Here is a 23,218-nt window from a genome sequence, read left to right as displayed (position 1 = left end):
GTGGAACAACCGCAGTGTGAGAGCGCTCTCACGGTGAGGTGACCAGAGCTTAGCGGCCCTTTCGGTGTCAGGTCTATGCCAATGCGTGGGCTCATTCCGAAGGGCCCGCCGTCGCATGTGCGACACCACCGGACGTCCGCGGGCGCCGCGTTCAGCGTGCGTCCCGCTCCGCGCGTTCGGCCTCACCCGCGGCGCTGTCCGCCTCCCGCCGGGCCTCGGCGAGAGCGTCCACGGCCGTCCGGTCCCGCCGCTCCGCCTCCCGCTGTGCCTGCTCCGCCCGCTCCAGGCCGGCGCGGGTCTCGCGGAGTCGCTCCTCCAGGGCGGACACCCGCTCCCCGGCCGCCCGGTGGTCCTCGCGCGCCCGCTTCAGTGCGGCCTCGGCGTCCGCCCGTTCCGCCAGCCGGTCACGCAGCCGCTCTCCGGCCGCCGCGGCCGCCTCACGCGCCCGGAGGAGCCGTTTCGCGCGCTGCTCCGCCAGCTGGTCCTTCTTCCGCGCGGGCGCCGACGGGGCGCGGGGCGCCTTCCGTGCGGGGGCCCGCGCGGCGGCCGTCTCCGCGGGGAACCCGGACGGCGGAGTGAGCGTGCTCTCCGTGCGGCCCGTGGCCCACAGGTCCGCGGCCTGCGGATCGGCGAGCACGGCACGCAGGGTCGTCTCGACGTCCCGCTGAACCGTGTCCGACAACGGGTGCCCCGCCTCCCGGGCCAGCCCCGCCGCCTGCCGGGACAGCTCGGAGACGATACGCCGCCGCTGGGCGGACAACTCCCTCAGCCCGTCCGGGTCCAGGGTGGCGTGCGCCTCGCGCAGCGCCCTCCCCAGCTCCAGGAACCGCTCGGCCTCGTCGGGCCGGGAGCGCCGGAGCAGGTTCGCCGCCCAGGCCGCGTGGGTGGGGCGGCGGGCGGCGTGGATACGGCGTGCGTCATCGGCCCGCCCGGCCGTCCTGGCGGACGCCGCCCGTTCCTCGCGCCGGGCCACGAACTCGGACGGCGGCACCGCGTAGAGCTCGTCGAGAACGCCCTCCACATCGTCGCCCCCGTGGTCCCGCACGTCCTTGCGCCGCATGCCCCCAGACTCCACCGGGCCCGGGGACGGCGCACATCGGGTACGGCGTCCGGCAGACGCCCGGAAGGCACCCGCGTGCCGGGCAGTCGGGGCGGGCCGTCGGGGTGCGCCGGGGCGGCCGTCCCCACGGGGTCCGGGCACGCGGTCACGGGACCGTGGCCCGTCCACCAGCGGTTCGTGCGCGGCGCCCCGTGCGTCGGTCCTCTGCCGGTGGCGAAGGCGCACCGCCGCGCGGCACGGCCGGCGGTGGCCGGGTCCGCCGGCGGGCCGGCCGGAGCTAGCCGCACGATGCCCCGGGTGGCTCCGCAGCCGACGGCCTGTCGGCCCGCAGGCCCGTCGGGGGCGACGGTCCCGGGAGCCGGCCGCTCCTGTCGCCGGCCGGAACGCCGCGTCGTCCCGCGGTGGCCGGCGTGATCACGCACCCGTCTGCCACACCCTCAGGATTGAATGCCACGGCACCGGGCACCCTAGGCCGGCGGCCGGGGTACACGTCCACGACCGGGCGGCACGCCGAACGCTGTCCCGAGGGCCGGGATACACAGAGGGGTTGGTGCGGTGCTGTTTCTGCTTGCCGCCCACGCGGGGGTCGCGGTGGCGATCGCCTGGTGGCAACGGCGGCTCGGCCGTGCCGTGTGGGTCGTGGCGGCCCTGGTGCCGCTGGCGGCCGTGGTCTGGGCGGGTACGCGGGCGGCGGGTGTTCTGGAGGGCGGCGACCACCGGGAGTCCCTGTCCTGGGCCCCGTCACTCGGACTGACGATCGACCTGCGGCTGGACGCCCTGTCCCTGCTGATGCTGTGGATCGTCGCCGGTGTCGGAGCCCTGGTGCTGCTGTATTGCCGGTACTACATCGAGCGCGACGCGGGCCGCCAGGCATCCCTGCTGCTGGCCTTCGCCGGGGCGATGGCGGGCCTGGTACTGGCCGACAACCTCTTCGTCCTGTACGTCTTCTGGGAACTGACCACCATCGCGTCCTTCCTGCTCATCGAGAGACGGGGTGAGCAGGCGGAAGAGCGCCGTGCCGCCCGGCAGGCGCTGCTGGTCACCACGGCCGGCGGTCTGGTCATGCTGCTCGGTTTCGTGATGCTGGGACAGGCGGCGGGCACCTACCGCGTCTCGGCGATCCTCGACGCCCCGCCGCGGGGCGGGACGGTGACCGCGGCGGTGGTGCTCATCCTGGTCGGCGCGTTCGCCAAGTCCGCGCAGATGCCGCTGCACGGCTGGCTGCCCGCGGCGATGGTGGCCCCCACCCCGATCAGCGCCTACCTGCACGCGGCCGCGATGGTCAAGGCCGGGGTCTACCTGGCGGCCCGGCTGGCGCCCGCCCTGGCGGAGGTGGCCCCGTGGCGGCCGATGGTGCTCGGGGTGGGCCTGACGACGATGGTGCTGGCCGCGTGGCGTGCGCTGCGCGCGACCGACCTGAAACTGCTGCTCGCCTACGGCACGATCAGCGAACTCGGCCTGCTGACCGCCCTCATGGGGGCCGGAACGCGGACCGCCGCCCTCGCCGGCACGGTGATGCTGCTCGCCCACGCGGCGTTCAAGGCCGCGCTGTTCCTGTCGGTCGGCATCCTGGACCACCAGACCGGTACGCGGGACATCCGGGATCTGTCGGGCGTGGGCCGCCGCATGCCCGTGCTGTGCGGGGTCGCCGTGCTCGCGGCCGCCTCGATGGCCGGTCTGCCGCCACTCGTGGGTTTCGTCGGCAAGGAAGCCGCCCTGGAGGCGTTCTGGGCAGGCGACGGCATCGACGGACACGTGCTGCCGACCGTGGTGCTCGTCATCGGATCCGTCCTGACCGTGGCCTACGCCGCGCGCTTCGCCTCGGGTGCGTTCGGCGGACGCCCGAACGAGGCGGTGGACACGGCGGAGCGTCCCGCGCCCGGCTTCGTCGCGCCGGCGGCCGTACTGTCGGGCGCGGGTCTGGCGCTCGGTCTGGGCCACGCGGCCACCGCGGCCGTCGCGACCGCCTACGCCGACGTGTATCCGCCGGGGCCGCACGGCCCGTACGAGCTCTCGCTGTGGCACGGATTCACGCCCGTGCTGGGCCTGTCGGCGCTGACCCTGGTGCTCGGTGGCCTCCTGCACCTGAAGGGGCGCGGCGCGTGGCCGGTGCCGCGGATGCCGGACGCGCAGCACGCGTTCGACCGTGCGACCGCGGCCCTGGAACGGCTGGCCACGGTCGTCACCAGGCACACGCAGGTCGGGTCACTGCCGGTCTACCTGACGGTGCTGCTCACGACCCTGGTGGCGGTGCCCGGTGCCGCGCTGGCCGCTGCGGCACCCTCCCTGGGCTCCCCGCAGATGTGGTGGTCACCGGTCGAGCCGCTGCTCGCGGTGGTGGTGCTGGCGGCGGCCGCGGCCGTGGTCGCCACCCGGCACAGGCTGACCGGCGTCCTGCTGGCCGGTGCCGTGGGCTACGGGGTGGCGGCGGTGTTCGTGGTGCGGGGCGCACCGGACCTGGCGCTCACTCAGTTCCTCGTGGAGACGATGACGCTGGTCATGGTGGTGCTCGTACTGCGCCGGATGCCGCCCCGGTTCGGTACGGGCCGGACCGCGCCACGCGCGCGCCTCGTGCGTGCCGCGGCGGCCGGTGCGGTGGGCGTCCTCGTCACCTGCTTCGCCCTGGTCGCCTCCGCCGCCCGCACTTCCCCGGCGGTCTCGTCGGAGTACGCCGGCCGGGCGGCGGAGGCGGGGGCCAAGAACATCGTCAACGCGATCATCGTCGACTTCCGCGCGCTGGACACCGTGGGGGAGATCGCGGTCCTGCTGGTCGCGGCGATCGGCGTCACGAGCCTGGTCCGCGTGAACGGAGGCGAGCGGCGGGCGACGGGCGCCGGTCCGGCCGGCACGTTCCCGACCGCGCACTGGGACGAACCGACGCGGCCCTGGCTGCCCGGCGCCGACGAGCGGCCGGGCGGCGAACGATCGGTCCTGCTGGAGGTGGCCACCCGTCTGCTGTTCCCCTCGATCCTGCTGCTGTCGCTCTTCCTGCTCTTCTCCGGCCACTACCGTCCGGGCGGAGGCTTCTCCGGCGGCCTGGTGGCGAGCCTCGCCTTCGTGCTGCGGTACCTGGTGGGCGGACGCGCGGACCTCGGAGCGGCCGCACGGGTGCCCGCGAGTGTGGTCGCGGGCACGGGCCTGCTCCTCGCCGCCGCCGTCGGCCTGCTGCCGCTCGCCTTCGGCGGCGTGCCGCTGCAGAGCACGGTGGTGACGGTCCATCCGCCGGTGCTGGGCGCGGTCGAGTTCGCGACCAGCCTGTTCTTCGACGTGGGTGTCTACCTGCTCGTCGTCGGTGTCGTTCTCCTCCTGCTGTCGGCGGTGGGCGTCTCACTGGGCGAGGACGGCGCCCGGGCGGACCGCGAGACGGAAGGAGCACCCCGGTGAAATCGATCGACGTGACCATGGCACTCGTGGTCGGCGGCCTGTTCGCAACAGGCTTCCACCTCATGCTGCAACGGTCGCTGATGCGGATCATCCTCGGCTTCATTCTCCTGGGCCACGGCACCAACCTGTTGCTGCTGGTGGCCGGGGGCACGCCCGGACGGCCCCCCGTACTGCCGGGGAAGGAACCGGACCCCGCAGCGACGGCGGACCCGTTGCCGCAGGCCATGGCACTCACGGCGATCGTGATCACTTTTGGCCTCACCGTCTTCCTGGTGACCCTCGCCTACCGGTCCTGGCGCCTGTCCGGACACGACGAGGTACGCGACGACGTGGAGGACCGCAGGATCGGCACCGCCCGGGAACGCGCCGGGAACGAACCCCCGGCGGAGCACGGTGCGGACGACGTGACGAGGGAAGGAGACCGATGACGGCGGCCCTGCCGGTCCTTCCCGTGCTGCTGCCGGTGCTCGGCGCCGGCCTCTCCCTGCTCCGGCTGCCCCAGGCCGTGGTGCGGGCACTCAGCACGGGCGTCCTGACAGCCGTCCTCGTCTGTGAGGCCGCCCTCCTGGTGCTGGCCGACACGCGCGGGCCGCAGGCGCTGCACGTCGGTGGCTGGCCCGCTCCCCTGGGCATCACCCTCGTGGCCGACCGGCTCTCGGCCCTGCTGCTCACCGTGTCGACACTGGTCGCCCTGGCCGTGCTGGTCTTCGCCATGGGCCAGGGCACCGCGGAGGAGCGCCCCCGCGCGGCGGCTCTCTTCCATCCCGCCTACCTGCTGCTCGTCACGGGTGTGAGCCTGGCGTTCCTCTCCGGTGACCTGTTCAACCTCTTCGTCGCCTTCGAGGTGATGCTCGCCGCGTCCTACGTTCTGATCACCCTGGACGCGGACGAGAACCGCACCCGCGCGGGGATGACGTACACGATCGTCAGCCTGACGTCGTCGTTGCTGTTCCTCTCCCTGATCGCTTTGGTGTACGCGGCCACCGGCACGGTCACACTGGCGCAGCTCGGCCCACGGCTCGCCGAACTGCCGGACGGGCTGCGCGGCGCGTTCGCCCTGCTGCTCCTGGTGGTCCTGGGCATCAAGACGGCCATCATCCCGCTGCACTTCTGGCTGCCCGACAGCTATCCCACCGCGCCGGCACCGATCACCGCCGTGTTCGCCGCGCTGCTGACCAAGGTCGGCGTGTACACGCTCCTGCGCACCCAGACGCTGCTCTTCCCCCGCACCGATGTGTGGGTCCTGCTGGCCTGTGCGGCGATCATCACCATGCTGGTGGGCATCCTCGGCGCCATCGCCCAGGACGACCTCAACCGGCTGTTGTCCTTCACCCTCGTCAGCCACATCGGTTTCATGCTGTTCGGGCTGGCGCTCTTCGACGTCCGGGGCCTGACCGGCAGCATCCTCTACGTCGTCCACCACATCGTCGTCCAGGCGGCGCTGTTCCTCGCAGCCGGCCTCGCCGTGCGCGGTACGGGGACCGCGGCGCTGCACCGTCTGACGCGACGGCCGTCCCCGGGCGTCCTGGTCCTGCTGTTCGCGATTCCGGCCATGAGCCTGTCGGGGGTCCCGCCGTTCTCCGGTTTCATCGCCAAGCTGGCCCTGCTGCAAGCCGGAGTCGCGCAGGGCGGCCCGGCGGCGTACGCGCTGGCCGCGGCGGCCCTTCTCACCAGCCTGCTGACGCTGTACGCCATGACCCGGGTATGGACAGCGGCCTTCGCCGAGCGGCCGGAGAACAACGGGAAGGCGGACCACGGGAAGGCGGCACCTCCGGAGCCGGGCGCGCCGACCCCGGACGCGTCGACGCCGGACGCGCCCCCGCCGGCCCGGCTGCGCGGGACACGGCTGATGCTCACCGCCGCGGCCGGCATGACGGTGGCCGGGCTCACGATCGCCGCGTGTGCGGGCCCGCTCGCCCGTCTCGGCGAACGGGCCGCCGAGGATCTGCTGCACCCGCGGGAGTACCGGTCCGCGGTGCTGGGGGAGGGGGAGCGGTGACCCGTCCTGCGAGCCGTCCGCGACGGGGCCGCACGGTGCTGCGCCGTCTGCCGCTGATCGTCTGGCTGTGGATCCTGTGGGTCCTGCTGTGGGGTTCCACCAGCGCCCTCACACTCGTCGGCGGCCTGCTCGTCGTCGCCGCCGTGGTGCTGCCCTTCCCGCTGCCCGCCGTGCTGCCGGGAGCGGTGCCACGGCCCCTGTCGATCGGGCGACTGGCGGCCCACCTGCTCATCGACCTCGTCAGGTCGGGACTCACCGTCGCGTGGCAGGTCGTCCGCCACGGGGGAAGAACGACCTCGGCGATCATCGAGGTACCGCTGCGGGTGGACAGTGACCTGCTGGTCACAGCCGTGGCCGAGGTCACCACCGTCACCCCGGGGACCGTGGTGACGGAGATCGACCGGGGTCGCGGGCTCCTGTACGTCCACGTGCTCCCGGCGCACGACGACCGGGACATCGCCCACCGCCGCGACGAGGTACGGACCGTGGAGCACCGGGTCGCCCGTGCGGTCGGCCACCGCCACCACGGCGACGCGCACGGCCCACGGCCCGGCGGGCCGGACGACACACCGAGGCAGTCCCGGGAGGGGGAACGATGACCGTGCTGTACGGCGTCACGCTGTCCGTGATGGCGGTGGCCGTCCTGTTGACACTTCTGCGCCTGCTCCGAGGCCCCAGCGCCCTGGACCGCATCCTGGCCCTCGATGTCCTCGTGACCATGGCCATCGCCGGCATCGCGACGAGCATGGCCGCGCGTGACGACACCACGGCCGTTCCCGTGCTCGTCGTCCTCACCCTGCTCGCCTTCATCGGATCGGTGACGGCGGCGCACCTGCTGGAGAAGCGGGAAGGGATGCGATGAGCGTCGTGCGGGACGTGATCACAGCCGTGCTGCTCTCGGCCGGCGCGCTCTTCTGCCTGCTCGGCGCGCTGGGGCTGCTCCGCTTTCCGGACACCATCAGCCGTCTGCACGCGGCCGCCAAGGCCCAGACCCTGGGGGTGCTGCTCATCCTGGTGGGAGCGGCTGTGCAGATGTCCCCGCGTCACGCCCCGGTGCTGGTGCTCGTCGCCCTGTTCCAGCTGTTCACCGTGCCGATCACGAGCCAGATCATCGCGCGTACGGCGTACCGCACCCACGGGGTCGACCGCGACCGGCTGCTCCGCGACGAACTCGCGGACCGTCTCGCCCGGGACGGCACTCCCGTGGACGGACAGGCCTATGCCGAGCGGGACGACGACGCGGAGCGCTGACCGCGGGCGTGCCCCGGAGAGCGCTCGTGGCCGGGGAGACGGCGACGGCCCGGAGCGCCGCGACCACTTCACGGACCGCACGCCGGGGGTCGTCCCGTGGCCGACCCTTCCGGGCAGCGCCCGGCGTCCCCGCTCTCCTGGTGGTCCCCGGCCCACGGCCGTGCCCACGGCCGGTACTCACCGGCACCGCTACCGCTACCGCTGCCGCCGGTGCTGCGGACGGTCGTCGCCGCGGCGGGATGGGTACGGGGCCGGCCCCGGGCAGCGGTCCCGCCCGTCGCAGCGGCCCCCGCGGGGGCCGGATGCCGGCACGGCGCCGAGGGTACCTGGACGCGGTCCGGCCGCGCGGTGTACGCCGACGTCAGTACGCGCGGTTACTCCCGCTGTCAGATGTCCGCGTCGTCCGGACCCGGCACCGTGGGCGGGGTGAAACTCAGCCGCCCCGCACGCCGGGCCCTTCTCGTCGTCCACGTCATCGCCTCCGCCGGCTGGCTCGGACTCACCGCAGGCCTGCTCGCGCTCGGTGTCACCGCGAACACCACCGGGTCGGCCGGCATGCTGGAGGCGTCCGTCCGGGCCATGGACCTTCTCGCCGACCTGCTCCTGCTGCCGCTCGCCCTGCCGACTCTCGTCAGCGGGCTCGTCCTCTCCCTGGGCACACCCTGGGGACTGGCGAGGCACCGCTGGGTGTGGACGAAGTTCTGGCTGACCCTGGCCACGACCACCGCCACGGTGTTCGCCCTGCGACCCGGCGTCAACGCGGCCGTGGAGGCCGTCGTGGCCGGAGACTCCCTGCCCGACGGCGGCGACGTCCTGACGGGACCGGTCGTCTCTCTGACCGCCTATGTCTTCATGACGGCGGTCTCGCTCCTCAAACCCTGGGGTCTCACCCGCCGCGGCCGGCGCCTCCGGGAAGCCGCCCGGAGACCGGCGCCCGCCGAGCCCGCCCGCGTCTGAGCGCGGACGGGCTCGCGTCGTCTCACGGCGTTCGCGCTCCGGACGGGCCGCTCACAGCGTGCGCTCCAGCCGGTCCGCCATCTGCCGCACGAACCGCGCCGGGTCCTTCGGCCGGCCGCCCTCCGCCAGCACGGCGAGCGAGTACAGGAGTTCGGCCGTCTCGGTGAGGTCCGAGCGGTCCTCCCGCTCCCCGTACGCCTCGTTCAGACCCTTCACCAGGGCATGATCCGGGTTGAGTTCGAGGACGCGCCGGGTACGCGGGACCTCCTGGCCCATGGCCCGGTACATGTTCTCCAGCGCCGGGGTGAGGTCGTCCGCGTCGGCGACGAGACAGGCAGGGGACTTCGTCAGCCGCGTCGACAGACGCACCTCCTTGATGTCCTCCTCCAGCCGCTCCCGCATCCAGCCGAGCAGACCCGCGTACGCCTCGGCCTGCTGCTCCCGCTCGCCCTCGCTCCTGTCGTCCTCCCGCGCGGCGAGGTCGATCTCGCCCTTGGCGACCGACCGCAGCCGCTTGCCCTCGTACTCGCCGACGGCGTCGGTCCACACCTCGTCGACCGGGTCGGTGAGCAGCAGCACCTCGATGCCCCGCTCCCGGAACGCCTCCATGTGCGGGGAGTTGTCGACGCTCTCCCGGGACTCGCCGGTGAGGTAGTAGATGTCGTCCTGCCCGTCGGGCATCCGCTCCACGTACTGCTTCAGCGTGACCGTGGCGTCGTCCCCGTGCGTGCTCGCGAACGACGCCACGGCGAGGACGGCGTCACGGTGGTCGGGGTCGGTGACCAGCCCCTCCTTCAGTACGGCGCCGAACTCCCGCCAGAACGTGGCGTACCGCTCGGCGTCACCGGTCATCATGCTCTTGACCGACGCCAGCACCTTCTTCGTCAGCCGGCGCTGCATCATCCGGATGTGCCGGTCCTGCTGGAGGATCTCGCGCGACACGTTCAGCGAGAGGTCCTGGGCGTCGACCACACCCTTGACGAACCGCAGGTACGACGGCAGCAGCGCCTCGCAGTCGTCCATGATGAAGACGCGCTTCACATACAGCTGCAGGCCGTGCCGGAAGTTCTGGTTGAACAGGTCGTGCGGGGCGTGCGAGGGGACGAACAGCAGGGCCTGGTACTCGAACGTCCCCTCGGCCTGCAGCTGGATGGTCTCCAGCGGTTCACGCCAGTCGTGCCCGATGTGCTTGTACAGCTCGTGGTACTCCTCCTCGGACACCTCCTCGCGCGAGCGCGCCCACAGCGCCTTCATGGAGTTCAGCGTCTGCGGCCCGGACGCCTCGCCGTCCTCGCCCGCCTCGTCCGTCTCACCGACCAGCCTGACCGGCCAGGTGATGAAGTCCGAGTAGCGCTTGACGATCTCCCTGATCTTCCATACCGAGGTGTAGTCGTGCAGCTGGTTGTCCGGGTCGGCCGGCTTGAGGTGCAGCGTGACGGAGGTGCCCTGCGGCGCGTCGTCGACCGCCTCCAGCGTGTACGTGCCCTCGCCGCGCGAGCTCCAGCGAGTGCCCTGCCGCTCTCCCGCGCGCCGGGTCTGCAGGGTGACCTCGTCCGCGACCATGAAGCCCGAGTAGAAGCCGACACCGAACTGGCCGATCAGGCCCTCGGCGCCCGCCGCGTCCTGGGCCTCCTTCAGTTCGCGCAGGAACTCGGCGGTGCCCGAGTTGGCGATGGTGCCGATGAGCTGTCCCACCTCGTCGTACGACATCCCGATGCCGTTGTCCCGCACGGTCAGCGTGCGGGCGTCCCGGTCGATCTCCAGCTCGATGTGCAGATCGGAGACGTCGGCGTCGAGCGTGTCGTCCCGCAGTGCGGCCAGACGCAGCTTGTCGAGTGCGTCGGAGGCGTTGGAGACGAGTTCACGGAGGAAGACGTCCTTGTTCGAGTAGACCGAGTGGATCATCAACTGGAGCAGCTGACGGGCCTCTACCTGGAACTCAAACGTTTCGGTCGGCATGGTTCGCGCTTACCTCACTGGTCCATCGATCGCCGGATACGGTGTGCTCAGTCTAGTCAACGCCGCGTCATCCCCCGGCGGTATGCCCCTGCTCGTGCCCCGTCACCGCCGCGTGGTGCGGGTTGCCGAGCTCCCGGACACCGCCGGCAGGGCCCCGGCCACGGCGGCCGTCCCTCACCGGAGGCGGCGGACACGGCCGCACACGTCGGCGCCGTGGACACCGCCACGTCCATGGTGGCGCGTCCGGGCCCCGGCGGGCGGCCGTCCCCGATCCGTGGCGTGCGCCCCGGTCCGATTGCGGACACCTCATCCTGGGCACCCGGGATGCGCTGAATTCGCCGCCGGTGACCTCAGGGACCCGCGCGGAGGCGGCACAGGACGAGAGCAAGGGGACCAGCGGTGACGGTGCGCATCGGAGCAGAGGAAGAGTTTCACGTCCTGGATGTGGAGAGCGGCCGGCTCGTGCCACGGGCCGACACGCTGCTCGGCCGGCTCGGCGGATCAGGTTTCAGCCGTGAACTGCAGCAGTCGGCCGTGGAGAGCAACAGCGGGGTTCACGGCACACTCGACGAACTGTTCGCGGATCTGTCCGCCACCCGGCGCCGGATGGACGCGGCCGCCTCTTCCTTCGGTCTGGCCGTCGTCGCCGCGGGCACCGTGCCGCTGGCCCGGGTCACCTCCCGGGACGTCACCGCCGACCCCCGCTTCCGGCGCATGGCCGACGACTACCGCCAGGTCGCCGACGAGCAGCTGATCTGCAGCGCCCAGATACACGTCGACGTCCCCGACCGGGACACCGCGGTACGCGCCATGTGCCTGCTGACGCCCTGGCTGCCGCCGCTGCTGGCCCTGTCGGCCAGTTCGCCCTTCTGGCTGGGATCCGACACCGGATACGCGAGCTGGCGCACCATGCTGTGGCAGCGGTGGCCGACCGCGGGCCCCGTCGGCTGTTACGGAAGCGCCGCGGAGTACGACACCGCCATGGCAGAACTGATCGGCTCGGGCGTCATCACCGACACCGGGATGCTCTACCACGACGTACGCCCCTCGGACCATCAGCGCACTCTGGAGCTGCGGGTCTGCGACGCCTGCCCGCGCACCGAGACGGTGGCGCTGGTCGCGGGGCTGTTCCGCGCCCTGGTGCGCGACGCCATCGACCGTCTGGAGCGCGGCGCGGACCACGGGTGCGACGGACACCACGAGTGGCTGCGCGCCGCCACCTGGCGCGCGGCGCGCTCGGGTCTGGAGGACCGCCTTGTCGACCCGGAGACCCGCCGCGGGGCCCCGGCCCCGGTGGTGCTGCGCGGGATGCTGCGCCGGCTGCGCCCGGCGCTGGAGGCGTCCGGTGACTTCGCCACCGTGCGCACGCTTCTCGACGAGGCCCTCGCGGCGGGCAGCGCGGCGCAACGGCTGCGGCGGGTGGCCCGGGACGAGGACCTGCTCGCCGGCGTCGACATGCTGGTCGCCGAGACCCGCGGGGACCCCCTGACGCCGGGCGCCCGGCACCGCCGCGCCCGGCACCGCCGCGCCCGGCATCCGGCCGGCCCGCACGGCGCCGGCCGTACCCCCGCCTGCATGCACTCGGCCACGACCCCGGGCACGCCCGGCTGATCCGCACGGGCCCGAGAGCCCCGGGACCCCGCTCATGCGCGTCCTCAGCGACCCCTGACCAAGGAGAGTGTCACACCGCCATGTCCAGGAGCACGCAGTCTTCTCCGCACCGGAAACAGGACCGGGACCGGGACCGGGATCGGAAACAGGACCGGGACCAGGGTCGGAAACAGGACCAGGACCGCGCACAGGGCCCGGGCCTGCCCCCGAGGGACGGGAGGGTGCGCTGATGTGCGGACTCAGCGGGGAGATACGGTTCGACGGCGGGCGGCCGGACATGGCGGCGGTGGAACGCATGACCGATCGGCTCGCGCCGCGCGGCCCCGACGGCCGCGGCCTGTGGGCCCAGGGGCCGGCCGCCCTCGGACACCGCCGGCTGAAGATCATCGACCTGTCGGACAGCGGCGCCCAGCCCATGACCGACCCCGGCGCCCGCCTCGCCGGCGTGTTCAACGGCTGTATCTACAACTACCGCGAGCTCCGCGACGAACTGCACGCCCTCGGCCACCGCTTCTTCTCGCGGTCCGACACCGAGGTGGTCCTCAAGGCGTACCGGCAGTGGGGTACCGACTGCGTCACGCGCTTCCACGGCATGTTCGCCTTCGCGATCGTCGAGCAGGACACCGGGTGCGTGGTCCTGGCCCGCGACCGGCTCGGCATCAAACCGCTCTACCTCTCCGCCACGACCGAACGCCTGAGGTTCGCCTCCTCTCTGCCCGCGCTGCTCGCGGCCCGCGGCGTCGACACCTCGCTGGACCCGGTCGCCCTGCACCAGTACCTCAGCTGGCACGCCACCGTCGCCGCGCCGCACACCCTCCTCAACGGCGTCCGCAAACTGCCCCCGGCCACCGTGCGGGTCGTCCGGCCCGACGGCGGTCACCAGGATCACCGCTACTGGCATCCCGTCCACACCCGCCGGCCCGAGTACGCCGGTCTCGGCTCCGACGACTGGACCGATGCCGTACTGGACGCCCTGCGCACCGCCGTACGCCGCCGCATGGTCGCCGACGTGCCGGTCGGAGTGCTGCTCTCGGGCGGCCTGGACTCCAGCCTGATCGTGGCGCTGCTGGCCGGCGAGGGCCAGGAGGACCTCGCGACCTTCAGCGTCGGATTCGAGTCCGAGGGCGACGAGGAGGGCGACGAGTTCGCCTACTCCGATCTGGTGGCCCGGCGTTTCGACACCCGCCACCACCAGCTGATGGTCCCCTCCGACCGGGTCGCCGGCGCGCTGGACGGGGCGGTCCGTGCCATGAGCGAGCCGATGATGAGCCATGACGTGGTCGCCTTCCACCTGCTCTCGGAGCAGGTGGCCAAGGAGGTCAAGGTCGTGCAGAGCGGCCAGGGCGCCGACGAGTTGTTCGCCGGTTACGACTGGTACCCGCGGATGGCGGCCGTGCCGCGCCGGGATGCCGCCGAGGCGTACATCGACACCTACTTCGACCGGTCGCACGCCGACCTGGCGGCGGTGCTCCAGCCCGGCCTGCTGCCGGACCGGGACACCTCCGCGGAGTTCGTCCGCGCGCACATGGCGGCCGGGGGCGCCGAGACGGCGCTCGACGCCGATCTCCGCCTGGACACCCTTGTGATGATGGTCGACGATCCGGTCAAACGGGTCGACAACATGACGATGGACTGGGGCCTGGAGGCCAGGGTGCCGTTCCTCGACCACGAACTGGTCGAACTGGCCGCCGCCTGCCCGCCCGAGCTGAAGCTCGCTGACGGCGGAAAGGGCGTCCTCAAGGCCGTCGGCCGACGGGTCCTGCCGCGTCAGGTCGTCGACCGGCCCAAGGGCTACTTCCCCGTCCCGGCGATCAAGCACATGGCCGGAACCGTCCTCCAGCGGGTCCGTGAGACGCTCACCGCCCCCGAGGCCAGGGCCCGCGGCGTCTTCCGCGAGGAGTACGTCGCCGGACTGCTCGCCGCGCCGGACGCGCACCGCACCAGGCGCGGGGCGAACGCCCTGTGGCAGACGGCGCTGCTGGAGACCTGGCTGCAGACGCACGGGATCCGCTGACCGGCATGGAGACACGCACCGACACCGCCACGCGGGCGCACCCCGCACCGGAGCCGGTACGGCTCACGGACACCGCCACGCCGTACGACGTACCGCCCCCGGCCGTTCACGGCTGCTGGTACCCCTCCGTGGACCCCGGCGGCCGGTCCGTCGCCTTCATCTGCGACCGGGCCGGGGTGCCGCAGCTGTGGACAGCCCCGGTGGCCGGTGAAGAGGTGCGCCGGCTCGACGCCGACCCGCATCCGGTCACGGAGGTGTCCTGGTCCCCGGACGGCCGCTGGATCGCCTACACGGCGGCACCGGACGGCGGCGAACTCACCCGCGTCCTGTGCGTACGTCCCGACGGCACCGGACGGCACCTGCTGGCGGGCGGTGAGCCGGGCACCTCCGCACGCCTCGGCTGCTGGCAGCACGACGGCTCCGCGGTCGCCGTGACCGTCACCGACTCCGCCCCGTCCTTCGCCACGCGCCCCGGCCAGGCGGCGTCGCCGGGTGCCTCCCACTCCGCCAACCGGGCAGGCCGTGACGGCCGGGCCGTGCTGCTGCAACCGGGCGCCGCACGACTCGGCCCCGCCGAAGGCGACCGCACGGTGTCCGCCGACGAACCGGAACCGAGGGCCCTGTCCGCGTATCTCGTCGACCCCGAGGGGCTGGACGCCCCCGTCCTGCTGGCGAGTGAACGCGGCGCGGCCAACCAGCGCGTGTGCGACCTCAGCCGGGACGGCCGGCTCGCCCTGGTGTACCGGGGCCCCCGAGGGCGCCGCGAGGCGCTCGTCGTCCGTACCGGCGACCGGGTGGTGACCTGCGCGCTGCCGGTCGCCGACGGCGACCCGTGGATCGGCGGCTTCTCCCCGGACGCCGGCACGGTGTGGCTGCGCAGCGACGGCGGCCGGGAGTACGCCGCGCTCGTCGCCGCGCGGCTCGACCGCCGGGGTCATCTGCTCGGTACCACGGTGGCCGCCCAGCGGCCCGACTGCGACCTGGAACTGCTCGCCCTGGGACGGGACGGACGGCGTGCGGTGCTGGCGTGGAACGTGCGCGGGGTGAGCGAACTGGAGGTGACCGGGCTGACCACGGCACCGTCCCCCGGCACCGCCCGGACCTCCGGTGCGACGGGTGCCTCCCCGTCGCCCGACGGCGAGCTGGTGACAGGCCCGTCACCGGACGCCGGTCCGGACGCGGGCCCGGCCTCGCGTGCCGGAGGGGAGAGCGGCCCGTCGCTCCCTGCCGGCCCGGACGGTGGCGCGCCGCCCGGAAGTGGAGCGGACGCCGGTCCGTCCCTCCCCGGCGGACGCGCCGGGGACCCGCCGCCCGCCGATGGGCCGGCGGCGGGCCCGTCACCGGACGCCGGTCCGGACGCGGGCCTGTCGTCCTACGCCGGAGGGGAGGGCGGCGCGACAGACACCGGTGCGGCGGCCCGCCCCGCCTCCGCGGACACCGGACGGGTCGTCGACCTGCCCCACGAGGTGGTGACCCGCATCGCGCCCACCGCCGACCCGGACGTCACCGTCGTCGCGCTCTCGGGATCCCGTCGCCATCCCGGAGTGTGGTGGCTCCCGCACGGGCTGCCCCTGCGCACCCCGTGGTCCTCGCGCGACGAGGACGCCGTCCCGGCAGGCCGCACGGCCGTGCGACCCGTGCAGGTGAGCCCCGTGGCCCGCGACGGGCTCACCCTCGGCGGCTGGTACTACCGCGCCCCGGGCCGCTCGCCCGGCGCACCGGCCCCGTGCGTCCTGCACCTGCACGGCGGACCGGAGGAACAGGAGCGCCCCGTGCTGGAACCGCTCTACCTCGAACTGCTCGGCAGGGGACTGGACGTGTTCGCGCCCGACGTCCGAGGCTCCTCCGGGCACGGCCGCTCGTTCGTGGACGCGGACCTGGGGACGGGGCGCTTCGACGCCATCAACGACGTCGCCGACTGCGCGGCGCACGTGATCGTCGAGGGCCTGGCGGACCCCCGGCGGATGGCCGTGATGGGCCGCTCGTACGGCGGCTACCTGGTGATGGCGTCCCTGGTGTGGCACCCGGACCTGTTCCGCACGGGTGTGGCGGTCTGCGGCATGTCGGACTTCGCCACCTTCTTCGCCGGGACCGAGCCCTGGATCGCCCAGTCCGCCGCCCACAAGTACGGGCACCCGGAGCACGACCGGCAACTCCTGCACACGCTGTCGCCGATGAGCCGCATCGACGCCCTGCGGGCCCCGGTCCTGGCGGTGCACGGCGAGCACGACAGCAATGTGCCCCCGGGCGAGTCCGAGCAGTTCGTGCGGGCAGCCAGGGAACGAGGACTGGAGGCGGAACTCCTGCTACTGCGCCACGAGGGCCACGATTTCCGCCGCGCCGACAACCGCCGCCTGTTCCGCCGGAGCGCCGCCGACTGGATGGAACGGCACCTGGCGGACTGAGATGTCGGAGGTACCTGTCACACTTCAGGGGCGTGCGGGGGAGCGATGCGGGTAGTCGCGCGGTGTGATCGGTGAGTAAAGGCGGACCGGATGGAACCAGTTCCTCTCGACGAAGGGGCGGTGCCAGGGGCACCCAGTCTGCGGGCTTCCTACGCCCTGGACGGGGACGGAGCCTGGATAGCCCAGGCCCGCCAGCTCGCGGCCGCGTTCCTGAGCCGGGCACGGGCGGAGGACGGTTCGCCGGTGCCGACGCGCGTGGTGGAGGTCACCCAGCTCGTGGTGAGCGAGCTGGTCACCAACGCCCGCAAGTACGCGCCGGGCCCTGTCGGACTGGATCTGCGGCTCGCCGGCGACGCCGTCGAGGTGATCGTCCACGACGGCAACCCCGAGGCGCCCGTGGCCAGGAACGCCGATCCCGGCCGGGTGGGACAGCACGGACTGGAGATCGTGATGGCCGTCGCCCAGGCCCTGGACGTACGCCAGGAGGCGGCCGGCAAGAGCATCACCGCCCGTATCTCCCTCCTCGCCTGAGCCGTACGGAACGGAGGCGGGGCGGGCGGCGCCGTCGCCCGCCCCGCGTTTCAGCCGTAGCGCTCCAGCAGGGCCGCCCCGCCGTACGGCGCCGCCGGGGCGGCCGGAACAATGGTGTCCGCGGCGGGGTTCTCACTGGGGTACGTCGCAGGACACCTGGGAGAAGGGCGGACGATATGACGAGGACCGAGGAGAGGGCGCTGCTCGCGGGCGGCTGCTTCTGGGGCGTGGAGGAACTGATCCGCACGTTCCCGGGCGTGCTGACGACGCGGGTGGGGTACAGCGGTGGCGACGTGCCGCACGCGACCTACCGCAACCACGGCACCCACGCCGAGTCGATCGAGATCACCTACGACCCCGCCGTGACCGACTACCGCACGATCCTGGAGTACTTCTTCCAGATCCACGACCCGACCACGAGGAACCGTCAGGGAAACGACGTCGGGACGAGCTATCGCTCGGCCATCTTCTACCTCGACGACGAGCAGAAGCGCGTCGCCGAGGACACGATCGCCGATGTCGACGCCTCCGGTCTCTGGCCGGGCAAGGTGGTGACCGAGGTCGTACCGGCCGGTCCCTTCTGGGAGGCCGAACCGGAGCACCAGGACTATCTGCAGCGCTACCCGGACGGCTACACCTGTCACTTCGTACGGCCGGGCTGGCGTCTGCCGAAGCGCACGGAGGCCTGACCCGGGCAGCCGGAGACGGACACACGGAGGGCGCGCACGCTCGGCGGCGCGCCCTCCCGCCCTGTGCCGGGCCGGCCGCGGCCCGCCGCCCGGCTGCCGGGTCAGCCGAACTGGCCGGGCTGGTAGTCGCCGGCGGGCTGCCGGTTGATGACGTTGATGCGGTTGTAGGCGTTGATGACGGCGATGAGGGAGACGAGGGCGACGAGCTGGTCCTCGTCGTAGTGCTTGGCCGCGTTCGCCCAGACGTCGTCGTTCACGCCGCCGGCCGCGTCGGCGATCCGGGTGCCCTGCTCGGTCAGTTCCAGCGCGGCACGCTCGGCCTCGGTGAAGACGGGGGCCTCCCGCCAGGCGGCCACCAGGTTGAGCCGGACCTGTGTCTCGCCGGCCGCGGCGGCGTCCTTGGTGTGCATGTCGGTGCAGAAACCACAGCCGTTGATCTGGCTGGCACGGATCTTCACCAGTTCCTGGGTGGTGTGCGGCAGCCCGGAGTCCGTCACCGCCCTGCCCGCCGAGTTGATGTGCCGCATCACCTTGGCGGCGAGGGTGTTGCCGAAGAAGTCGAGTCGCGGGTTCATGAGAATCTCCTTGGTCGGATTTCCGGGTCGCACCGCACTGACGGACCGGCCCACCCAGGTGTGACCGCAACACGGGTGTGACCTACGTCTCCTGGCCGGGCGGCACTGTGCGGCGCGCCGTCCACCCGGCGTCCCGCGGCCGCTAATCTGTCCCGGTGAACGGGGAGCGGAGCGTCGGTGAGTGAGCGTCGGGAACGCGACTGGGCGGACATGACGCCCGGGGACTTCGACCGAGACGCCCCGCTCTGCCTCAACGTGGGTACGGGCCCCGTGGTGGTGCCGGCCGAGCCCGACGAGTGCGGTACCGAGCCGCTGTTCGGGGAGGAGACTCCGTCGCGGCGCTCCGGACCGCCCCGCGCCCCGCGCCGGACCGGCACGGCCGAGCAGGGTCGGTTGTTCTGACACCGCCGTCGCGCGCCGTCCCTGCGATCTCCATGCCTTGACTTCCGCCTCAGGGGTACGCGGGCCGGGTGGTCGGATCCGGCGGGAGCGCGGGGGGCTGCGGGGCGTGGACACTGCGGGACGGCGGTTCACCCCATCGCTCCACGCCCTCTGCGCGGTATGCCCCGTCGTGAGACGTTTGCACTGCCCGGCGCCCCTTTCCGGTGCCGGGTTCCGTCGGATCGTCCGCAATCGGCAACTGAACGCACGGCCACCCCGTCCGTGGCCGGTCCCCAGCGGAGGAGTGTCACCCCCCATGAGCGAGGCCAATCCCGTCAAGCGGGCAGCGAAGAAGATCACCGAAAGCCTGCACGGCGCCGGGTCGGCGCCCGCCGACGGAATCCCCGGACGGCCGAACTCCGAACCGCCCACCGTGGCGGAGCCGACCGAACCCCGCGATCCACTGCCCCCGAAGCCCGACCAGAGCGGCCCGGACACCGTCTCGCCCACCGGCTCGCCGACCGGGGCCGACCAGGCCAGGATGGCCCAGTCCGGGAGCTATCTGACGAACGCGCAGGGGACGCGGCTGTACGACACCGACCACTCGCTGAAGGCCGGCCCGCGCGGTCCCGTACTGCTCCAGGACCACCATCTGCGCGAGAAGATCATGCACTTCGACCACGAGCGCATCCCGGAGCGCGTGGTCCACGCCCGCGGCGCGGGCGCGCACGGCGTGTTCCAGAGCTACGGCACGGCGGCCTCCGTGACCAAGGCGGGATTCCTGGCCGCTGACGTCGAGACGCCGGTGTTCGTGCGGTTCTCCACGGTGGTCGGCTCGCGCGGGTCCGCCGACACCGTGCGCGACACCCGCGGATTCGCGACCAAGTTCTACACCAGCGAGGGCGTCTTCGACCTGGTCGGCAACAACATCCCGGTCTTCTTCATCCAGGACGCGATCAAGTTCCCCGACGTGGTGCACGCCGCGAAGCCGCACCCGGACCGGGAGATCCCGCAGGCGCAGAGCGCGCACGACACCTTCTGGGACTTCGTCTCCCTGCACACCGAGGCGACGCACCACACGATCTTCTTCATGGGCGACCGGGGTATCCCGCGCTCCTACCGGATGATGGAGGGCTTCGGCGTCCACACCTTCCGCCTGGTGAACGCCGAGGGCGGCACGACGCTGGTGAAGTTCCACTGGAAGCCCAAGCTGGGCGTGCACTCCCTGGTGTGGGACGAGGCACAGCTCATCAACGGCAACGACCCTGACTTCCACCGACGGGACCTCGCCGACGCCATCGAGTCGGGCGCGTACCCGCAGTGGGAGCTGGGCATCCAGACCTTCCCCGACACCCCGGACCAGACCTTCGAGGGCATCGACCTGCTGGACCCGACGAACATCGTCCCCGAAGAACTCGCCCCGGTGCAGCCGATCGGGCTGATGACCCTCGACCGCAACCCGTCCAACTTCTTCGCCGAGACCGAGCAGGTCGCCTTCCACGTCGGACACCTCGTGCCCGGCATCGACGTCACCGACGACCCCCTGCTCGCGGGCCGCCTCTTCTCGTACCTGGACACCCAGATCACGCGTCTGGGCGGCCCCAACTTCCCGCAACTGCCCATCAACCGGCCCCAGGCACCGGTCAACGACATGCTGCGCGACGGCATGCACCAGACCGCCGTGCACCGGGGCGTGGCCCCCTACCGGCCCAACTCCCTCGACGGCGGCTGCCCGTTCACCGCGGGCGCGGACATGAGCGCGTACATCGAGACACCGGTGAGCGTCCCGGAGGGGCGGAAGGTGCGCGAGGCGCCGGAGTCCTTCGCGGACCACTTCAGCCAGCCCCGCCGGTTCTGGCTCAGCATGAGCCCGGTGGAGCGCGAGCACATCATCGGCGCCTACACCTTCGAGCTGGGCAAGTGCTACGAAGAGGCCATCAGGGAACGGACCCTCCAGGTCCTGGCCAACATCGACCCCGAGCTGTGCGCCGGCGTCGCCGAAGGGCTCGGGCTGCCCGCACCGGAGCCCACCGTGCCGCTCGCCGATGTCACGCCGAGCCCGGCGCTCTCGCAGCTCGGGAAGACCTGGCCGGTGGACGGCCGCGTCATCGGCATCCTCACGGCCCCGGACGGTGACCTGGACGGGGTGCACGCGGTACGCGACGCGGTCCTCGAAGCCGGCATGGTGCCGCTGGTCGTCGCACCCACCGGCGGCACGCTCGGCACCGGCGCCGGCGCCCTGACGGCCCAGCGCAGTTACGTCACCGCGCGTTCCATCGAGTTCGACGCCGTGCTGGTGGCGGGTCCGCCGGCCGTGAGCGGGGACGCGCCCGGCGTGCGCGACGGCAGGGGAGCGCCGGCGGTACGGCGGCCGGCGACGGATCCGCGGGTGGACCAGCTGCTGGCGGAGGCATTCCGGCACGGCAAGGCGATCGCCGCCTGGGCGGGTGGCGAGGCGGCCCTCGCGGCCGCCGGCGTCCCCGCCGACGCCCCCGGCGTCATCGTCGCCGACTCCGGCTCCACCGCCCTCGAGCAGGTCCGCGAGCTGCTGGCCGCACACCGCGTCTGGGAACGCTTCACTCCCCGGGACTGATCCACCGCCCCTCCTCGCGCACGCCCTTGACCCGGGCGAACGGCCGCCGGCGACCCGGCGGCCGTTCGGCCTCGACAAGGGTCCGGGGCACCGCCCTCAGGGGCGGAGCGGGCCGGGGCGGCGGGGCGGCCAACCCCGAACCGCACGCGTCGGCCGGCCGGCAGGGCGGCCCGGCCCGCCCCGGACCCTACGAGGGGCCGTTCCGCCGCAGGGGGCCCAGCCCTGCATCTCGCCCGCCGTCCGCCGACCGCACCGACCCGGCTCCCACCCGGCGACGTGAACGCCGACCGGGCAACCTCTCACCGGCCGACCCGGGGAGCCGGAGGCGGAGCCGGTGCCGGGGGAGGCCGAGCGAGCGGCTCGGCGCCGGCGAGACGGCCGCCCGGGGTCTCGCGCCCGCCGGCGGGGCGGGGCCCACGGACCCCCGTCACACACGGTGACCTGCGAAGCTGCCGACCGCGGCAGACGGCTCCGCGCCGTACAGTGGAGAGACCGGGTCCCGCCGGACCCGGCCGGCGGACTGCGTGCCGCCTCCCCGTCCGAGCAGCCGGTCACCACATGCGCCACCACTCCTCCCCGTCCCACGGCCCGCAGGAGCCGCTCTTCGGCCTCGACGAGCTGCCGCTGAAGCCGGCGGCCCCGCGGCCGGCGCCGTCCGCCTCCGCGTTCCGCGACTCCGAGCACGCGCGCCGGCTCCTCGCGATCCGTGAGATCCACGCCGAACCGGCCGCCGCCGTCTCGCCCCGCGGCAGAGAGATCCTGGCCAGGTTCCCCGGCGCCCGACTCATCGAGGTGGACTCCCACTGGCGCATCCCCGAGCTGCACGGGAACGAGGGCAGCGCCGACCGCTGGATGCGGATCAAGCGCGAGACGCTCGTGCTGGGCGTGAAGAAGACCCTCACCACGCGCCCCAACGGCCGCTCCGCCGACTGGATCGCCCCCGGTCCGTCCAACGGCTGCGCCCTGTCCTGCGTGTACTGCTACGTGCCCCGCCGCAAGGGCTTCGCCAACCCGATCACCCTCTTCACCAACATCGACCGGATCATCGCCCACCTGGGACGCCACGTCGCCGCCCAGGGCCCCAAAACGGAGCCCAACCAGTGCGACCCCGAGGCCTGGGTGTACGACATCGGGGAGAACGGCGACTGCTCCGTCGACGCGCTCGTCTGCGACAACACCGCCGACCTGGTCCGTGCCTTCCGTGACTGGCCCACCGCGAAGGCGTCCTTCGCGACCAAGTTCGTCAATCCCGACCTGCTGGACCTCGACCCGCGCGGCCGCACCCGTGTCCGGTTCTCGGTGATGCCGGCCGAGGACTCGCGCCTGCTCGACCTGCGCACCAGCCCGGTCGACCGCCGGATCGCCGCGGCCGCGGACTTCCTCGACGCGGGCTACGAGGTGCACTTCAACCTCTCGCCCGTCGTGATCCGCCCCGGCTGGCAGGAAGCCTGGACGGAGCTGTTGCGGCACATGGACGACGTACTGCCGCAGCGTGTCAAACGGCAGGCGCTGGCCGAGGTCATCATGCTCACCCACAACGCGGACCTGCACGAGGTGAACCTCCGCTGGCATCCGCGCGGCGAGGACGTGCTGTGGCGGCCCGCCGAGCAGGAGACCAAACGCTCCCAGAACGGCGCCCTCAACCTCCGCTACCGCGCCGGCATCAAGCGCCGTGCCCTCGCGGACCTGCGTGAACTACTCGACCGGCACACACCGTGGCTGGGTGTGCGCTACGCCTTCTGACGGCCCGGCAGGAGACTCCCGGATCCGCCGCGGGTCACCCCCTGATCACGTGCGTTAAGGGTAGGC

At 73.0% G+C, this 23,218-nt stretch carries 18 protein-coding genes; 15 read left to right on the top strand and 3 right to left on the bottom strand.

All coding sequences use genetic code 11. The features are described 5' to 3' along the window. Nucleotides 1-151: 151 nt before the first annotated feature. Nucleotides 152-1,060: a hypothetical protein gene (locus tag HTV45_RS04860; RefSeq protein WP_215204327.1), complete on the bottom strand. Its 909-nt coding sequence runs from the start codon at nucleotides 1,058-1,060 to the stop codon at nucleotides 152-154. Between the two features lie 555 nt (nucleotides 1,061-1,615). Between HTV45_RS04860 and HTV45_RS04855 the strand changes: the two genes are divergently transcribed. The 7 genes from HTV45_RS04855 to HTV45_RS04825 all read left to right on the top strand — a co-directional run bounded on the left by HTV45_RS04855 (nucleotide 1,616) and on the right by HTV45_RS04825 (nucleotide 8,651). Beyond that, the gene (locus HTV45_RS04855; protein WP_215204326.1) at nucleotides 1,616-4,444 is read left to right on the top strand and encodes a Na+/H+ antiporter subunit A; all 2,829 of its coding nucleotides are present in this window, start codon (nucleotides 1,616-1,618) and stop codon (nucleotides 4,442-4,444) included. After that, complete coding sequence (locus tag HTV45_RS04850) at nucleotides 4,441-4,872, top strand: Na(+)/H(+) antiporter subunit C (protein ID WP_308309148.1); 432 nt, start codon at nucleotides 4,441-4,443, stop codon at nucleotides 4,870-4,872. Before HTV45_RS04855 ends, HTV45_RS04850 begins: the two co-directional genes overlap by 4 nt. Continuing rightward, complete coding sequence (locus HTV45_RS04845; protein WP_215204325.1) at nucleotides 4,869-6,443, top strand: Na+/H+ antiporter subunit D; 1,575 nt, start codon at nucleotides 4,869-4,871, stop codon at nucleotides 6,441-6,443. Before HTV45_RS04850 ends, HTV45_RS04845 begins: the two co-directional genes overlap by 4 nt. Next, a complete protein-coding gene (locus tag HTV45_RS04840) occupies nucleotides 6,440-7,042 on the top strand; it encodes a Na+/H+ antiporter subunit E (protein WP_215204324.1) in 603 nt (200 codons plus the stop codon). The genes HTV45_RS04845 and HTV45_RS04840 overlap by 4 nt, the downstream gene beginning before the upstream one ends. After that, nucleotides 7,039-7,305, top strand: coding sequence for a monovalent cation/H+ antiporter complex subunit F (locus HTV45_RS04835; RefSeq protein ID WP_215204323.1), 267 nt, complete (start codon nucleotides 7,039-7,041; stop codon nucleotides 7,303-7,305). The genes HTV45_RS04840 and HTV45_RS04835 overlap by 4 nt, the downstream gene beginning before the upstream one ends. Beyond that, the gene (gene mnhG, locus HTV45_RS04830) at nucleotides 7,302-7,694 is read left to right on the top strand and encodes a monovalent cation/H(+) antiporter subunit G (protein ID WP_215204322.1); all 393 of its coding nucleotides are present in this window, start codon (nucleotides 7,302-7,304) and stop codon (nucleotides 7,692-7,694) included. Before HTV45_RS04835 ends, mnhG begins: the two co-directional genes overlap by 4 nt. 390 nt (nucleotides 7,695-8,084) lie before the next feature. Then, nucleotides 8,085-8,651, top strand: a complete 567-nt coding sequence (locus HTV45_RS04825) for a DUF2269 domain-containing protein (protein WP_215204321.1) — start codon at nucleotides 8,085-8,087, stop codon at nucleotides 8,649-8,651. Nucleotides 8,652-8,702: 51 nt separating this feature from the next. On the opposite strand, the gene htpG is transcribed toward HTV45_RS04825, so the two are convergent. Beyond that, nucleotides 8,703-10,610 (bottom strand): molecular chaperone HtpG, encoded by a 1,908-nt coding sequence (htpG, locus tag HTV45_RS04820; protein WP_215204320.1) that lies wholly within the window; start codon nucleotides 10,608-10,610, stop codon nucleotides 8,703-8,705. A gap of 399 nt (nucleotides 10,611-11,009) precedes the next feature. Here htpG and HTV45_RS04815 point away from each other — a divergent pair, with 399 nt between their 5' ends. The 5 genes from HTV45_RS04815 to msrA all read left to right on the top strand — a co-directional run bounded on the left by HTV45_RS04815 (nucleotide 11,010) and on the right by msrA (nucleotide 17,860). Then, the gene (locus HTV45_RS04815) at nucleotides 11,010-12,221 is read left to right on the top strand and encodes a glutamate--cysteine ligase (protein WP_215204319.1); all 1,212 of its coding nucleotides are present in this window, start codon (nucleotides 11,010-11,012) and stop codon (nucleotides 12,219-12,221) included. A 229-nt stretch (nucleotides 12,222-12,450) separates the two neighbouring features. Continuing rightward, on the top strand, nucleotides 12,451-14,235 hold the full coding sequence (locus HTV45_RS04810) for an N-acetylglutaminylglutamine amidotransferase (RefSeq protein ID WP_215204318.1): 1,785 nt from the start codon (nucleotides 12,451-12,453) through the stop codon (nucleotides 14,233-14,235). A 5-nt stretch (nucleotides 14,236-14,240) separates the two neighbouring features. Next, nucleotides 14,241-16,640, top strand: coding sequence for a prolyl oligopeptidase family serine peptidase (locus HTV45_RS04805; protein ID WP_215204317.1), 2,400 nt, complete (start codon nucleotides 14,241-14,243; stop codon nucleotides 16,638-16,640). A 90-nt stretch (nucleotides 16,641-16,730) separates the two neighbouring features. Continuing rightward, entirely contained in the window at nucleotides 16,731-17,171 is a 441-nt protein-coding gene (locus HTV45_RS04800; protein WP_215204316.1) for an ATP-binding protein, read from the top strand. A gap of 176 nt (nucleotides 17,172-17,347) precedes the next feature. Beyond that, nucleotides 17,348-17,860 carry a peptide-methionine (S)-S-oxide reductase MsrA gene (gene msrA, locus HTV45_RS04795; RefSeq protein ID WP_215204315.1) on the top strand — a complete coding sequence of 171 codons (513 nt, stop codon included), beginning with the start codon at nucleotides 17,348-17,350 and terminating at the stop codon, nucleotides 17,858-17,860. Between the two features lie 101 nt (nucleotides 17,861-17,961). Here the strand turns inward: msrA and HTV45_RS04790 are convergent, their stop codons facing one another. Further along, entirely contained in the window at nucleotides 17,962-18,435 is a 474-nt protein-coding gene (locus tag HTV45_RS04790) for a carboxymuconolactone decarboxylase family protein (RefSeq protein WP_215204314.1), read from the bottom strand. A 177-nt stretch (nucleotides 18,436-18,612) separates the two neighbouring features. On the opposite strand from HTV45_RS04790, the gene HTV45_RS04785 reads away from it, so the two are divergent. From HTV45_RS04785 to HTV45_RS04775, 3 genes are all read left to right on the top strand, one after another. Further along, complete coding sequence (locus HTV45_RS04785) at nucleotides 18,613-18,837, top strand: hypothetical protein (protein ID WP_215204313.1); 225 nt, start codon at nucleotides 18,613-18,615, stop codon at nucleotides 18,835-18,837. 295 nt (nucleotides 18,838-19,132) lie between these two features. Next, nucleotides 19,133-21,409, top strand: a complete 2,277-nt coding sequence (locus HTV45_RS04780) for a catalase (RefSeq protein ID WP_215204312.1) — start codon at nucleotides 19,133-19,135, stop codon at nucleotides 21,407-21,409. Nucleotides 21,410-21,967: 558 nt separating this feature from the next. After that, nucleotides 21,968-23,152 carry a spore photoproduct lyase family protein gene (locus HTV45_RS04775; protein WP_215204311.1) on the top strand — a complete coding sequence of 395 codons (1,185 nt, stop codon included), beginning with the start codon at nucleotides 21,968-21,970 and terminating at the stop codon, nucleotides 23,150-23,152. The last annotated feature ends 66 nt before the right edge of the window (nucleotides 23,153-23,218 follow it).

Origin of the sequence: Streptomyces sp. CHD11, from assembly GCF_018638295.1 — a bacterium.
In the GTDB taxonomy this organism is placed as follows: Bacteria; Actinomycetota; Actinomycetes; order Streptomycetales; family Streptomycetaceae; genus Streptomyces.
The sequence above is the reverse complement of the archived record's forward strand: the minus strand, read 5'-3'. Positions and strand labels throughout refer to the sequence as shown.